The sequence below is a fragment of the Microbacterium aurugineum genome (assembly GCF_023101205.1).
Classification (GTDB): domain Bacteria; phylum Actinomycetota; class Actinomycetes; order Actinomycetales; family Microbacteriaceae; genus Microbacterium; species Microbacterium aurugineum.
On record NZ_CP078078.1, the window covers coordinates 3,340,173 to 3,354,650 of the forward strand.

The 14,478-nt window shown below is 67.3% G+C and carries 16 protein-coding genes; 7 read left to right on the plus strand and 9 right to left on the minus strand.

Features of this window, described 5'->3' with window-relative positions; all coding sequences use genetic code 11:
- The first annotated feature begins 157 nt into the window (after positions 1–157).
- The 5 genes from KV397_RS16010 (at position 158) to KV397_RS16030 (ending at position 3,337) form a co-directional block, all read left to right on the plus strand.
- The gene (locus KV397_RS16010) at positions 158–919 is read left to right on the plus strand and encodes a LysM peptidoglycan-binding domain-containing protein (RefSeq protein WP_261811728.1); all 762 of its coding nucleotides are present in this window, start codon (positions 158–160) and stop codon (positions 917–919) included.
- 171 nt (positions 920–1,090) lie between these two features.
- Complete coding sequence (locus KV397_RS16015) at positions 1,091–1,426, plus strand: PadR family transcriptional regulator (protein WP_131492835.1); 336 nt, start codon at positions 1,091–1,093, stop codon at positions 1,424–1,426.
- A gap of 2 nt (positions 1,427–1,428) precedes the next feature.
- Complete coding sequence (locus KV397_RS16020; RefSeq protein ID WP_153243303.1) at positions 1,429–1,800, plus strand: DUF1048 domain-containing protein; 372 nt, start codon at positions 1,429–1,431, stop codon at positions 1,798–1,800.
- Entirely contained in the window at positions 1,797–2,573 is a 777-nt protein-coding gene (locus tag KV397_RS16025; protein WP_261811729.1) for an ABC transporter ATP-binding protein, read from the plus strand. The genes KV397_RS16020 and KV397_RS16025 overlap by 4 nt, the downstream gene beginning before the upstream one ends.
- Positions 2,570–3,337, plus strand: coding sequence for an ABC transporter permease (locus KV397_RS16030; protein ID WP_261811730.1), 768 nt, complete (start codon positions 2,570–2,572; stop codon positions 3,335–3,337). The genes KV397_RS16025 and KV397_RS16030 overlap by 4 nt, the downstream gene beginning before the upstream one ends.
- 137 nt (positions 3,338–3,474) lie before the next feature.
- Here KV397_RS16030 and KV397_RS16035 read toward each other — a convergent pair whose 3' ends face one another.
- Genes KV397_RS16035 through KV397_RS16050 form a run of 4 tightly spaced genes read right to left on the minus strand, consistent with a single transcriptional unit; the run spans position 3,475 to position 7,188 of the window.
- Complete coding sequence (locus tag KV397_RS16035) at positions 3,475–4,683, minus strand: ABC transporter permease (RefSeq protein ID WP_134352671.1); 1,209 nt, start codon at positions 4,681–4,683, stop codon at positions 3,475–3,477.
- A complete protein-coding gene (locus tag KV397_RS16040) occupies positions 4,680–5,390 on the minus strand; it encodes an ABC transporter ATP-binding protein (protein WP_261811731.1) in 711 nt (236 codons plus the stop codon). Before KV397_RS16040 ends, KV397_RS16035 begins: the two co-directional genes overlap by 4 nt.
- Positions 5,387–6,442 carry a peptidoglycan-binding protein gene (locus tag KV397_RS16045; RefSeq protein WP_261811732.1) on the minus strand — a complete coding sequence of 352 codons (1,056 nt, stop codon included), beginning with the start codon at positions 6,440–6,442 and terminating at the stop codon, positions 5,387–5,389. The genes KV397_RS16040 and KV397_RS16045 overlap by 4 nt, the downstream gene beginning before the upstream one ends.
- A complete protein-coding gene (locus KV397_RS16050; RefSeq protein WP_261811733.1) occupies positions 6,439–7,188 on the minus strand; it encodes a hypothetical protein in 750 nt (249 codons plus the stop codon). The genes KV397_RS16045 and KV397_RS16050 overlap by 4 nt, the downstream gene beginning before the upstream one ends.
- 136 nt (positions 7,189–7,324) lie before the next feature.
- Between KV397_RS16050 and KV397_RS16055 the strand changes: the two genes are divergently transcribed.
- The gene (locus KV397_RS16055) at positions 7,325–7,990 is read left to right on the plus strand and encodes a response regulator transcription factor (RefSeq protein ID WP_261811734.1); all 666 of its coding nucleotides are present in this window, start codon (positions 7,325–7,327) and stop codon (positions 7,988–7,990) included.
- Between the two features lie 5 nt (positions 7,991–7,995).
- Positions 7,996–9,237, plus strand: coding sequence for a sensor histidine kinase (locus KV397_RS16060; protein ID WP_261811735.1), 1,242 nt, complete (start codon positions 7,996–7,998; stop codon positions 9,235–9,237).
- Between the two features lie 141 nt (positions 9,238–9,378).
- Here KV397_RS16060 and KV397_RS16065 read toward each other — a convergent pair whose 3' ends face one another.
- From KV397_RS16065 to KV397_RS16085, 5 genes are read right to left on the minus strand one after another with little or no spacing between them, the layout of a single operon-like run.
- Positions 9,379–10,233 (minus strand): ABC transporter ATP-binding protein, encoded by an 855-nt coding sequence (locus KV397_RS16065; RefSeq protein ID WP_131492843.1) that lies wholly within the window; start codon positions 10,231–10,233, stop codon positions 9,379–9,381.
- Complete coding sequence (locus KV397_RS16070) at positions 10,230–11,024, minus strand: ABC transporter ATP-binding protein (protein WP_261811736.1); 795 nt, start codon at positions 11,022–11,024, stop codon at positions 10,230–10,232. Before KV397_RS16070 ends, KV397_RS16065 begins: the two co-directional genes overlap by 4 nt.
- A gap of 3 nt (positions 11,025–11,027) precedes the next feature.
- Positions 11,028–11,876 (minus strand): ABC transporter permease, encoded by an 849-nt coding sequence (locus tag KV397_RS16075; RefSeq protein ID WP_131492847.1) that lies wholly within the window; start codon positions 11,874–11,876, stop codon positions 11,028–11,030.
- Entirely contained in the window at positions 11,873–12,826 is a 954-nt protein-coding gene (locus KV397_RS16080) for an ABC transporter permease (RefSeq protein WP_131492848.1), read from the minus strand. The genes KV397_RS16075 and KV397_RS16080 overlap by 4 nt, the downstream gene beginning before the upstream one ends.
- Before the next feature lie 2 nt (positions 12,827–12,828).
- Entirely contained in the window at positions 12,829–14,475 is a 1,647-nt protein-coding gene (locus KV397_RS16085) for an ABC transporter substrate-binding protein (RefSeq protein ID WP_261811737.1), read from the minus strand.
- Positions 14,476–14,478: the final 3 nt, after the last annotated feature.

Below are 14,478 nucleotides of genomic sequence, written 5' to 3' on the forward strand. Positions count from 1 at the left end.
GGCGAACTCGGCTCGGGCCATCCGCCAGACTGCCCGCCCCCCGACGACCGCTCCGGCCGATCCCGGAGAATTCACCCCGTCTTTTCACCCCACGCACGGCATGCTCCCTCCGCACGGGCTCTCGCGTCCCGGCGGGGAGGGATGCCATGCTGTCGGGATGCAGCGCACCACCAAGATCACGACCGCGGTCGTCGTCGTCGCCATCGCGGGGTTGGTCGCCGTAGCGGCTCCCGCCGTGATCGGCGCCGCGCCGGCTGTCGTCGACGCGGGCTCGTGGGTGTCGGAGCGCTTCGCCGCCGAGCCTTCCACAGCCCCGACGAGTCGCGCGGAGAAGACCGAGCAGGGCGGACTCGTCGACCTGGGCGACGGCATCAGCGTTCCCGCCGGTGGTCCCGGTGACTGCACCACCAACGCGTTCATCAACATCTACCGGGACGACGGCTCTCCGATGCACGCCAAGCTCCTGGGCGAGCTCGTCGAGATGGGCGCGTCGGAGCTGGCGAGCGGACCCGTCACGCTGGATGCGGCCGGCGAGATCTTCTCCTACGAGGTGCAGGCCGGCGACAGCCTCATCGCGATCGGCGAGCGATTCTGCGTCGACTACGTCACGGTCTCCAGCTTCAACCACGTGCGCGGCAACGAGCCGATCAGCCCGGGCGACACCCTCTACCTGCGCCCAGATCCGACGCTTCCGTTCGTCGACATCTACGGGCCGTACAACGCCGAGCCCGGCTCCTCCACCATCCCCTACTACGACGGCGTGGCGGCGTTCTCGACCGCTGTCGCCACGGCAGATCTGGGTGCCGCCCGGTGGCTCTGGAAGCGCCTCGAGAAGGACATGCACCCGGAGACCGCAGCCGTGATCACCCAGGCGTTGAGCGACGACGATCTTCCGCTGCTCCGCCGCCTGTTCCCGTAGCAGCGGGACTCCGCGCCGCCGTTCGGCGAGCCCTCGTTTTCGCGCGCCAGGAAACCCTCAGGAAACTTCTCGGAAGATCCCGGTATTCGGTGTTGCTAAGTACCGGTACTCAGTGTTACTTTGTACCGGTACCCAGCAACACTGAGTACCGAGAGAGGAAGGGAGGACCTGATGGGCAAGCAGATGACCGAGATGCTCAAGGGCACTCTGGAGGGCATCGTTCTGGCGCTCCTCGCCGAGCAGCCGGCCTACGGATACGAGATCACGACCCGCATCCGCGACCACGGGTTCACCGACATCGCCGAGGGCACGATCTACGCACTCCTGGTGCGCATCGAGCAGAAGAAGCTCGTCGACGTCGAGAAGGTCCCGAGCGAGAAGGGGCCGCCCCGCAAGGTGTACACCCTGAACGCGCAGGGCCGCCAGGAGCTCGGGGAGTTCTGGAAGACCTGGGACTTCCTCCGCACGCACATCGAACGACTGAACAACACGAACGAGGAGAACTGATCATGGCCGCGAAGTGGATCGAAGCGCTCACCGGATCGCTCGAGCAGAAGAAGCAGTACAAGCAGGCCAAGGCCCGCATCGACGCCCTCCCCTCGCCGTACCGCGAGGTGGCGAACGCCCAGTACCGGTACTACCTGTACTACGGCGGCATCACCGACGGCGACACCATCGTCACCATGTTCCTCGACCTCGCGGACCTGTGGGAGCGCGCTGCCATCGACGGCACCCCCGTCAGCGCGATCGTGGGCGACGACCCCGTCGAGTACGCCGAGGAGTATGCCCGCGCCTACGGCGGCACCCAGTGGATCGACAAGGAGCGCGCGCGCCTCATCAAGGCGTTCGACGACGCGAGGAAGAAGGAGAACGAGTCATGACGAACGCCGCCATCTCGGTACGCGGTATCGAGAAGTCCTACAAGGATCTGCATGTCCTGCGCGGGGTCGACTTCGAGGTCGAGAAGGGCAGCATCTTCGCCCTCCTCGGCTCGAACGGCGCCGGCAAGACCACGATGGTGCGTGTCCTCTCCACCCTGCTGAAGGCGGATGCCGGAACGGCGACCGTGCAGGGTATCGACGTGGCCGCGAACCCGGTCGGCGTCCGGGAGCGCATCAGCCTCACCGGACAGTTCGCCGCCGTCGACGAGATCCTCACCGGACGCGAGAACCTGGTGCTGGTCGCGAAGCTGCGGCATCTGCCCGACCCCGGGACGGTCGCCGACGATCTGCTGGCGACCTTCCGCCTGACGGATGCCGGCAACCGCAAGGTCGCCACCTACTCGGGCGGCATGCGTCGCCGGCTCGACATCGCGATGAGCCTGGTCGGGCACCCCGAGGTCATCTACCTCGACGAACCGACCACCGGACTCGACCCCGAAGCCCGCATCGAGGTGTGGGACGTGGTCAAGGAGCTCGCGAACACCGGCACCACCGTGCTCCTGACCACGCAGTACCTCGATGAGGCGGAGCAACTGGCCGACCGCATCGCGATCCTGCACGAGGGCCGCATCATCGCGAACGACACCCTCGCCGGGCTGAAGCGCCTGCTGCCGGCCGCGAAGGTCGAGTACGTCGAGAAGCAGCCCACCCTCGAGGAGATCTTCCTCACCCTCATCGGCCCCTCGTCCACGCAGAAGGAGGACGCAGCATGACCATGCACTTCACCGCCGACACGGCGACTCTCACCGGCCGCTCCATGCGGCACATCTTCCGCAGTCCCGACACCATCATCACCACGGCGGTCACCCCGATCGCCCTGATGCTGCTGTTCGTGTACGTCTTCGGCGGCGCGCTCCAGGCCAGCACCGGCGCCGAGAACTACGTGAACTACCTGCTCCCCGGCATCCTGCTCATCGCGATCGCCTCGGGGATCGCCTACACCGCATTCCGGCTCTTCACCGACATGCAGAGCGGGATCTTCGAGCGCTTCCACTCCATGCCGATCGCCCGGTCGAGTGTGCTGTGGGCGCACGTGCTCACCTCACTGACCGCGAACGCGATCACCCTGGCGATCATCTTCGGCGTCGGATTCGTGATGGGCTTCCGCACCGGGGCGAGCTTCTGGGCATGGCTCGCCGTCATCGGCATCCTGATGCTGTTCACCCTGGCGCTCACCTGGCTCGCCATCATCGCGGGCCTGAACGCCAAGACGGTCGACGGGGCGAGCGCGTTCTCGTACCCGCTGATCTTCCTCCCGTTCATCAGCTCGGCCTTCGTCCCAACCGACACCATGCCGGCACCGGTGCAGTGGTTCGCCGAGAACCAGCCGGTCACCTCGATCGTCAACACCATCCAGGCGCTGTTCGCCGAGCAGCCCGTCGGCAACGACATCTGGGTCGCCCTCGCCTGGTGCGTCGGCATCCTCGTGGTCGCCTACGTGTTCGCGATCATCTCCTACCGGAAGAAGGTCAGCTGATCTTCTCCCCGATCTGGCCCCGCACCAGATGAAGGAGATCTCTTGATTCGAAGGCCCCTCAGAACCCCTGAGTCCTTCAGATCAAGAGATCTCCTTCATCTGCGTGTGGGCGTCGGGCGGAGCAGACTTCGGTGCGCTCAGACCGTGCGCAACGCCGAGGTGGGCGAGAGCCGCGCGGCGCTGATCGCCGGATACAGCCCTGCGATCACGCCGACCACCAGCGCCACCACCGGCCCACCGACCAACACGACCACGGGGATCGTCACCGCCTGGCCTTGGATCGTGGCGTAGGCGAAGACACCGAGTGCCCCGCACAGCGCCCCGGCGATGCCTCCCAGGCCGCCCAGCACGATCGCCTCCGCCACGAACTGACCCGCGATCTGCCCCGAACGAGCGCCGAGCGCCCGCCGGAGTCCGATCTCGCCGCGCCGCTCCAGCACCGCCACCACCATGGTGTTCGCGATGCCGATCCCTCCGACCAACAGAGCGATCGCCGCGAGACCGACCGCGAGGCCGGACAGAGAGTCATCCGCGGTGTCCCGCGCCCCGGCGAGCTCGCCGAGTCCGGTCACCTGCACATACGGGGAGGACGGATTCGCGGCGCGACCGATCGCCTCGCGAACCTTCTCGCCCGTGCCGCCGTCGGCCATGCGCACATAGATCGACGCAATGGTGTCGTCCCCGTCCGCCGACACATGCTCGGCCGCCCAATGGTCGCCGAGGAACGCGCTCGCATCGATCGACTCGGCGAGGCCGGCCGAATCGAGTATCCCGATCACCGTGTACCACTGCTCCCCGATCCACACCCGCACACCCGGTTCCGTGATGCCCATGCGTGCGGCTGCCGCAGACCCGAGCACTGTCACCGGCAGCGAGCGGTCGGTCTCGTCGAACCACGATCCCTTCGCGACCGAGCCTTCCACTGACGACAGGAAGTCGGGACTCGCCGCATACGCGGTCAGCCCATTGCCCTGGCTCTTCGGCACGAGGTCGTTGCGGTACACGCCGGTACCGTCCGGCACCTTCTCGAGCACGCCCACCTGTTCGACGCCCGTCACCCGCTCGATCATCCCGGCGGCCGTCTCGGGCAGAGCGACCGGCTTGTTGTCCGGTCCGTACCCCGGCTGCACCACGATCATGTTGGCCCCCAGCGCGTCGAGCTTGGCCAGCAGCTCGGCCTGGTTGGAGGCGGCGATGCCGGTGATGGCGGTGAGTGCCGCGATGCCCACGGCAACGCCGAGCGCCGACAGGGCCGTGCGCATCTTGCGGCTGCGGGGTCCGATGAGTGCCGTGCGGATGCTGTCCGCAGCGCTGAGCCGCGGCATCCTCTCGCGGGTGCGCCTCATGCTGCGACCTCTTCCCTCTCCGGCGAGCCCGTGTCGCCCACGATGCGTCCGTCGTTGATTCTGACCTGTCGTTGCGTGCGCTCGGCGATGTTCGGGTCGTGCGTGATGATCACGACCGCCGTGCCGGAGTCGGCGATCGATGTGAGCAGCTCGAGGATGTGCTCGCCCGTGTTCGAGTCGAGCGCGCCGGTCGGCTCGTCGGCGAACAGCACTGACGGGTTCCCGACGATCGCCCTCGCGATGGCGACGCGCTGCTGCTCTCCTCCGGACAGCTGACCGGGTCGGTGCCTCATGCGCGAACCGAGGCCGACCCGCTCCAACGCAGCCGCGGCCCGCACCATGCGCTCCGCCGAGGGAACCCCTGAGTACAAGAGTCCGAGCGCCACGTTGTCGACCGCACTGAGCGCCGGCAGAAGGAAGAACTGCTGGAACACGAAGCCGATGCGGCGAGCGCGCAGAGCTGCACGCTCGTGTTCGGCGAGCCGGGCAGCAGCCGTCCCGTCGATCAGCACGGTACCGCTGGTGGGGTCGTCGAGCGTCCCCATGATCGAGAGCATCGTGCTCTTCCCCGATCCTGATGCGCCGACGACGGCCACCAGCTCGCCGCTCTCGATCGCGAGACTCATGCCGTGCAGAACGCGCAGCGGCGGGTTGCCGGGGTATTCCTTGATCACCTCGACAAGTTCGACGACGGTATTGGGCGTCATTGCGCCACCACCACGGCGTCACCGGCGACAAGGTCTCCACCGACCACCTGCACTCGGGTGTCGGCGATCAGTCCGACCTCCACCGAGACACGTTCGACCTTGCCGCCCTTGCGCAGCACGTCGACCGCGTAGCCGCCGTCGGTCGTCGCCACGAGCGCGGTGACAGGAACGACGAGTGCGTCCTTCACCTCGGAGGTCGCGAACACGACCTTGACGGCACGCAGGCCGATGCCCTCGGCGACGGCGGGGTCCTCGAGCTCGATGTTCGCGATGGCCGGGGTGGTCTCGCCCTCTTTGCCGGTCGGTTGGCCGCCGGGATCGACGGCGGCCACCGTCGCGGGGACCTCGGTGCCGTCCGGAAGGATCACGGTCACCGGCGTCGCCGGCAGGATCTCGCGCGCCTGGGCCTCGGTGAGTGTGGCCACCACGCGCAGGCTCGTGCTCGTATACGTGAGCGGGCTGGCCGCCGCAGGATCACCGAGCTTCCCTGTGACCGACTCGACACGCACCGACGCGGCGGTGATCGCGACGACATCGCCCAGCTTCACAACACCGTCCTGGGCCACGCCGAGCGACTTCTGCCACGCCTTCACGTTTGCCGCGGTGATCCTGGTGAACTCGTCGTCCACTGTCATGTCCTTGCCGAAGCCGAGGTCGGCGAGCGCCTGCTCGAGCTGACGCACGTCGGGCCCGTTCTCCACACCAGGGCCGAGATCACGCCAGAAGGGACGGTCACCGCGCATCGCGATCACCGGCTTGCCGTCGACCTCGTAGATCGACTGCCCGGCTTCGATCACGTCGCCCGCCGCCGGGAGCCGCGTGATGGTGCCCCCGCGACCGGGCAGAGCGATGGAGGTGCCGTAGCTCAGGGTCCCGTTGAGCCTGAGGTCAGAGGTGAGGGTGGTGAGCTCCGCGTTGGCCGTCACCGGCTTGTCGTCGTCCTGAGGCGTCTCGGCCACGGAGCTCCACGGCTGCAGCACCGCCAGGGTCACCGCGGCAGCCACGAGCAACAGCCCCACGGGTACGAGCACCTTCGTCAGCCGCCGGCTCATTCGTCGCCCCCGGACGGCAGCGTGGTCGCCGCCATGAAGCCGCCTTCGAAGTACTCGTTCATCAGGGCGAACCAGTCGAAGTCGACGGATTCGATGCTCTCGGGCGTGAACATCGGCGGCATCTCGCCGGTCTTCTCCGCGCACGCCTCGAGGAGGGTGCGCGCCTCGTCTTCCGTGATCCCGACCGGCATTTCGAGCATGCCGTCGGCGTCGGGATCCGCGAAGGCAGCGAAGCCGTTGTCCCTGGCGCACGCGGCGAACGCGAGCCCGGACTCGATGAGATCCTCCGGAGAGATCCTCTGCGCGTCGTCGGCCCCCGACATGTCGGGCTCGCGCTGTGCGAACTCGGGAACCTCCTCCTCGCACTTCTCCCACGCGGCCCGCTGCCCCTCCTCCGGGTATCCCGAGGCGGCCGTTGCGGCAAGCCACATGCCGTCCTCATCCGCGACGATCGTGGTCATCGCCACCTCCTCGCCGCCGCCCATCGTCGCAGTGCTGTCGCTCAATGCGCCCAGGCCGCCGTCGCCGGGAGCTTCCGGCATCAGGAGGGCGACCTGCCCCGCGTCGACGATCTTCGCCGTCTGGCCCTCATCGGTGAGGCACGTCACGAACCGGGCAGCCGCCGCATCGTTGGCGCCGTCTTTCGACTTGTCATCCCCGGACGGGGCGCTGCATGCAGAGAGCGCGAAGAGCGCGATGACAGCGGGCATCACCACCATGGAACGGTGTGCTTTCGAATCGAACATGACATTTCCTTTCTCGCGGTCGCAGCTCATCCACGACGTGCAGTCCGTTCTACGGAGACGATGGTTTGCTGTCGGTATGACGGCACCTAACCGGAAACTAACCGCGGAGAACGCACCCTCGGAGGAGGGAGGCGCGATGCGATTGCTGCTGGTGGAAGACGAGGTCGATCTGGCCGACGCGCTCGCCGATGGCCTGCGCCGGGAGGGATACCTGGTCGATGTCGCACGCGACGGCGCGAGCGCCCTGACCGCCGCCGCGGGGAGCGATGTGGACGTGATCGTCCTCGACCGCGACCTGCCCGTGCTGAGCGGCGATGCCGTGTGTCGCACGCTCGTGGGGCAGGAGTATCCCGCCCGCATCCTCATGCTCACCGCGGCGGGAACCCTCAACGACCGCGTCGAGGGTCTCGACCTCGGTGCCGACGACTACCTCGCCAAGCCCTTCGCCTATGTCGAGCTGTTGGCCAGACTCCGCGCGCTCGGCCGCCGTGCGCAGCCCACCCGGTTGAACGCGGTGTGGGAGTTCGCCGGCGTCCGCCTCGACGTCGTGCGGCGCGTCGTGGAACGCGACGGGACACCGATCCGCCTCACGCTCAAGGAATTCGGAGTGCTCGAGACGTTGCTCGCCGCGGAAGGGGGATACGTCAGCGCCGACGATCTGCTCAACGAGGTATGGGACGAGCCGCTCGAACGCACGCGCGGCGTGGTCAAGATCGTGGTGCACACGCTGCGCCGCAAACTCGGATCGCCGGCTCTCATCCAGTCCGCGGCAGGACACGGCTACCGAGTGGGGACGATATGAGACGCATGAGCTTCCGGACCCGGCTGGTGATCATCATCGCCGGTGTCTTCGTCGCGGCGGGCGCAGCCCTGCTCGCCGTGCAGTACCTGGTGGTGCAACAGCTCTTCGCCTCCGCCATCGACACCACCGCGGCGAGCTGCGTGCCGGCACTGTCGATCACGCAACTCTCGCAAGCGACGAGCGCGACCGAGGGCAGCACACCCGTCTATGGGGCCACGAGTACCGGGTGCACGTACTTCGCGACGACGGCCGACGTCACGGCCTTCCCGATGACCACCCCGATGGAGCCGGCGTCACTCGATTCGGTCGAGGGTGCTGTGCTGCAGCAGTCGACGTTCCTCGCGGACGAGGTCGGCGGCGGGCTGCTGCTGTGGTCCGTCGTGGTACTCGTCGGCTTCACCGGGGTCGCGGCCGCGATCGCGTTCTGGCTCGCTCGTCGCTCGCTGGACCGTATCGGCGAGGTCACGGCCGCGGCCCGCGACATCTCCGAGCGCGACCTCGGACGACGGCTCGACCTCCCTGGGCCCGACGATGAGATCAAGGAGCTGGGCGACACGATCGACGGGATGCTCGATCGGCTGCAATCGGCGTTCACCGCGCAGGACCGGTTCGTGGCGAACGCCTCCCATGAACTGCGCACTCCGCTGACCACGACCAGGACTGCCCTGGAGATCCCCCTCGAGCAGGGTGCCGTGCCGGCGGAACTGCAAGCCAACGTGCAGCGCGCCCTGCGAGCCACCGAGCAGAGCGAACGACTCATCACCGCGCTGCTGGCACTCGCCCGGTCGCGCACCGGCCTGGATGAGGTCGAGCCGGTCGAACTCAGCGAACTCATCGAGGATCAGGTCGAGGAGTCGGACGCCCAGGGGATCGTCGTGCACACGAACCTCCGCGCGCTCACGGTCGAAGGCGATCCGATGCTGCTCGCCCGCGCCGTGCGCAACCTCCTCGAGAACGGCATCCGCCACAACGTCCCCGGGGGCGAGGTGTGGGTGCGCTGCCGACGTGAGCGCGGGCGCGCGGTGATCGACGTCGAGAGCACCGGCGCTCCGATCGCGCCGGCCACGCTGGCCGTGCTCACCGAACCCTTCTACCGGGGTGACGCGAGTCGCACATCCGCCGGCCCCGACGGTACCGGCTTGGGCCTCGCGATCGTGCAGAGCATCGCGAAGACCCACTCGGGCGACGTACGTCTGCGTGCACGTAAGGGCGGTGGCTTGATCGCGTCGATCGTGCTCCCCCTCTGACGGACCCTCTGGCCCCGCACCAGATGAAGGAGATCTCTTGCTTCGAAGGCCCTTCAGAACCCTTGAGTCCTTCAGATCAAGAGATCTCCTTCATCTGCGGGTGGGCGTCGGCCGGAGCAGACCTCGGTGCGATGAGGGCGACTAGCCCGATTCGCCCCCGCCCACGACCTCCATGCGCTGCGTGAACGTCATCCGGTCGCGGACGACCCGCTCCGGATCCCACCCCGGGCCGGGCGTCGAAGCGATGAGGAGTTGCGAATAGGGGTGCTCGGGATGGGTCAGAACCCGCTCGGTGTCCCCCTGTTCGACGACTGCGCCACGGAAGAGCACGAGAACCCGGGAGCAGAGTTCGCGGACGACAGCGAGATCGTGACTGACGAACAGGTAGCTCACCCTCGACTCGCGCTGGATCTCGGCGAGGAGTTCGAGTACCTGAGCCTGCACGGAGACATCGAGTGCGGATACGGCCTCGTCGAGGACGACGAGACGAGGAGAGACCGCGAGTGCCCGTGCGATCGCAACGCGCTGTCGCTGACCGCCCGAAAGCTCGTGGGGCTTCGCGTCGGCATGCCGTTCGGTGAGTCGCACCCGATCCAGCAGCTCCGCGATCGTACGGTCGGCATGAGGACCCGCTGCCTCCTCTCGCAGCCTCAGAGTCCGCCGCAGCGTCTGCCGCACGGTCAGTCGGCGATCCAGCGACCCGTTCGGGTCCTGGAACACCATCTGCACCGCGCGAGCTCTCGCCAGGCGCTCAGCCCTGCCGCGCGGCCTGCGGAGGCGATCGACACCGTCGATCACCGCCGACCCCGCGTCGGCGCGCTCCAGACCGACGAGAATCCGGGCGATCGTCGACTTGCCCGAGCCCGATTCACCGACGAGACCGAGCGCCTCACCTGCGTCGATGGCGAAACTCACGTTGTTGACAGCGACGACGCGCTCTGTTCCCGGACCCATCCGAAACGCCCGGTACAGATCGGAGACTTCCACCAGACTCATGACGGCTCCTTCGTGTCGAGCACGGGGGCAGCTTCGATCAGCGAGAGTGTGTACGGGTGGACCGCATCCGCGAAGAGCCCGGGTTTCGTCAGCGTCTCCACGATCTCACCCTGCCGAAGGACATGGATCCGATCGCAGATCGCGCCCGCGAGTGCCAGGTCGTGGGTGATGAAGAGCATCCCGAGACCACGTTCACGGATCTGCCGCTGGAAGATGGCGACGATCTCGGCTTGCGTCGTCACGTCGAGCGCGCTCGTCGCCTCGTCGGCGAGAAGGAGCGCAGGGTCGGCGCTCAGCGCCGATGCGATGACGACGCGCTGAAGCATGCCGCCCGAGAGCTCGTGCGGAAACTGCCGCATGCGCCGCTCCGGGTGAGTCAGCCCCACCGCGGCCAGGAGCTGGATGATGTGCGCCTCCGCACGGTTTCGCTGCCACCCGTGGACACGCACGAGTCGTTCGGAGAGCGAATCCCCGATGCGCCGCACGGGGTTGAGTGCGGAACGCGGGTCCTGCTGCACAAGCGAGACGGATGCGGAGCGCACCCGACGTCGGGTCCTTTCGTCGGCGGCCACCATCTGTGTTCCATCGATCCGGATACTCCCCGCGATCGTCGCTTCCTCGCCATAGAGGGCGAGGGCCGCGCGCACCGTCGTCGACTTTCCCGAGCCCGACTCGCCCACGAGCCCGACGAGTTCGCCGCGGTCCACACTCAGGGTGATGCCGGTGAGGATCTTCACCGCGTCTTCACCGTGCCCGAAGGCGAGATCAAGGTCCTGAATTTCGAGGAGCATCACTCATCCCTTCGCAAGAAGTCGGTCGGCCACACGCACCCCGGCGACGTTCACCGCGATGACGACGATGGCGATGGCAGCACCGGGCACCAGCGTCGGGAGGAACTCTCCCTGGATGATGCCGGGTTGCCCCTCCTGCACCATCAGGCCCCATTCGGAACTCGGAGGCTGCGCGCCGAACCCGAGGAAACTCAACGTCGCAAGGCTCATGAGAGCTTCCCCGAAGAGCACGACCAGGTATCCGACGAGCGGAGGCAGCAGGTTCGGGATGACTCCGCGCAGGCAGATCGTCAAGCCGCCGAGCCCCTGAACCCGGTAGGCGTCGATGTAGGGACGCGTCATCTCGCTCAACGCAAGGCTTCGCGTGTACTTCGCGATCACCGGTGCATAGGCGAGCGCGAGTGCAACGATCGCTGTTGCGGGACCCTTGCCGAACACGGCGATGACGAGCACGACGAAGAGCAGGCCGGGGAACGCGAACATCACGTCGGTCACGCGGGCCAGGACGGTATCGATCCACCCCCCTCGCCATGCCGCCAATACGCCGATCGCCACACCGAGGATGGTGGCGAGCACGAGCAGCACCACCGGGCCCACCAGCGTCTCGCCTGCCCCGATGAGCAACCGGGAGAAGAGGTCGCGTCCGAGTTGGTCCGTGCCGAGCAGGTGCTGTGCGCTCGGACCTTCCCAAATCGCCGCGAAGTCGACACTGTCGGCCTCGTAGGGGGCGAGGAGTGGGGCGAAGGCGGCCGCGACGGCGATGAGGGCGAGGAAGCCGCAGGAGATCCAGAACCCGAGGTCGGATCCGGACCGCCGGCGTCTGCGAACCCGCGGGAGCAGGATCGAGGTCATGCGGACACCGCCCTTCGTCCGATTCGGGGGTCGAGCACGGGCAGGAGCAGGTCGACGATCGTCGTGACGATCATGTAGGCGACGACCATGAAGAGGAGCACCGCTTGCACCACCGGGAAGTCATGCGTGTTGATCGCATCGACGAGGAGCGAGCCGACGCCGGATATCCCGAACACCGTCTCGACTGCGACCGTTCCGGCGATCATGCTCGCGATGACGAGCGCGATCATGGTGATGATCGGCCCCCAGGCTGCGCGCAAGACGTGATCACGCACGACATACCGTTCGCGCAGCCCCGAAGCGCGGGCAGCCTCGACATGCTCGGAAGAGAACTGCTCGATCATCGATTGGCGCGTGACACGACTCACGATCGCGAGCGCGGTGACGGCGAGGGTAAGCGCAGGAAGAGTGAGCGCGTACACGCGATCGAATCCCGCCGTGCCTGCGCCGGCGACCGGGAACCACCGCAGCTCCACGGCGAAGAGCGCGACGAAGGCAATGCCCAACACGAAGGAGGGGATGCTCGCGGCGAGGGTCGTTGCTCCGGTGATAGCGGTGTCGACCGCCTTCCCCCGGCGCACGGCGGCCATGACACCGAGACCGATGCCGATCACTGTGAGCAGGATGGCTGCGTACGCGACGAGCGACAGGGTGATGGGCACCCTCGCGGCAAGGAGCGCACTCACCGGCTGGTGGTACTGGAAAGACTGGCCGAAGTCGCCGGTGAGGACTCCCGAGGCCCAGTGCCCGTACTGAACGAGCATCGGCTCGTCGAGGTGGTACTGGGCCCGGACGCTCGCGATCCGCTCCGGGGTCAGGTTCTCGGGGTTGCCGATGAGGAACGTGACCGGATCACCCGGCGCGGCGTACATCGCAGCGAAGATGATGAAGGAGGCGATCACCAGCGTGAAGACCATGCCGGCGAGCTTGCGGAACGCGAGCGCCACCACGACTACCCCTTCGTGCTGCCGAGGTCGACGGCCCACGGGTAGTAGATGAAGGCCGCAGAGGCCGGTACGCCGGTGACGTCGTTCGACATGATGAGCGTCGACGGCGTCGCCACGACCGGGATCCACACGGCGTGCTCCACCCAGCGCTTCTGCAACTCGATCGTGATCGCGGCGCGCTCGACGTCGTCCGTCGCCGCGTAGCCTTCATCGACCAGCGCATCGTATTCCGGGTCGGCGAAGACGCCGAAGTTCACGCTCGCATCGGATGCGCCGTTCTTGTAGAAGCCGAGCGGGTCGTTCTTCGAGATGTAGTACTCATCGGGCCACAAGTCCGCCTGACCCCGCAATTCGGGGTCGGAGTAGAAGTCGCCGTACTGCACCTGGGGGATCACCGTGATCTCCGCCTCCAGCCCGATGGACTGCGCGGCGGACACGAGCGCGTTCGCGATGACGTTGTGCGTCGACGACCCGTTGGACGCGACGACGATCGGAGCGGACGGGACGCCTGCCTCGGAGATCAGGTCTTCGGCGGCGGCGAGGTCGGCATCGCTCGGCTTCGCGGGCGCTCCTTCGAGTGCGTCGTACGCCTGCTCGAAGGTATCGACCTGGTATCCCCAGGCCCCCGATCCGACCGGCGTCTTCCACGGCTGGGCGAGACCGCCGAAAGCGGCAGCGGCCACCCCGGTGCGATCGAGAGCGAGCGAGAGCGCCTGACGGACGCGCTCATCCGTCAGCGCGCCACGATCTGTCGTCTCGAGCACCCAGGCGTTCGTTGAGGGACCTTGATAGACGGAGACGTCTGCGCTCTCGATGAAGCTCCTCGCGGCACCTGCGTTCTCCAGGAAGGACCCCTGGGCTTCGCCCGTCGTGACCGAGTTTGCGATCGCAGTCTCATCGGCCCAGCGGAAGACGATCTCGTTCGTGAGAGCGTCGACGTCTGAGTTCCAGTAGTCGGCGAACTTGGTGATGGTGAGCTGCGACCCCGCATCCCACGAGGTCACCTCGTACGGTCCGCTGCAGGCGGAAGCGGAACCGGGGCTGCCGAAGTCCTCCCCTTCGGCTTCGATCACACGCGGGTTCCAGACGATGCCACCGTCGCCCGCCATCGCCTGGAGGAGGATGGCGTCCGGCTGCGACGTCGTGACGGTGATCTGGTCCTCACCGGTCTGTTCGATCGCGACCACATTCCGGTACTCGTCGGATTCGGCAGCGCCCTCAGCGGAATGTCGCTGCATGCTCCACAAGACGTCGGCGGTGCTCACGGGGCTTCCGTCATGGAACAGCGCGTCCTGCCTGATGGTGAAGACGAGATGGGTGTCATCGGTCCACTGCGCGTCTGATGCCAGCCCCTGCCCGAGGGTGAGGTCAGGTTGCACCTGCATGAGCCGATCGCAGACATTCGCGAGGACCGTGTCGTCGGCGGTGGTGGCGTCGATGTCGGCGTCGAGCGTCGTCGGCTCTCCTCCGAGCATCCAGGTCACGGTATCGAGTGAGCCGGCAGCGGCAGGTGTCGTCGCGCCGAACGGGACGTCGAAGGCGGTGTCGCCGCCACCGTCGTCGTCCGAGCTCGAGCTGCAACCGGCCAGGACGAACGCCGACGCTGTGATCGCGCCGATCATCAGCGTGATGGGGTGATGCTGCTTCTTCATTGA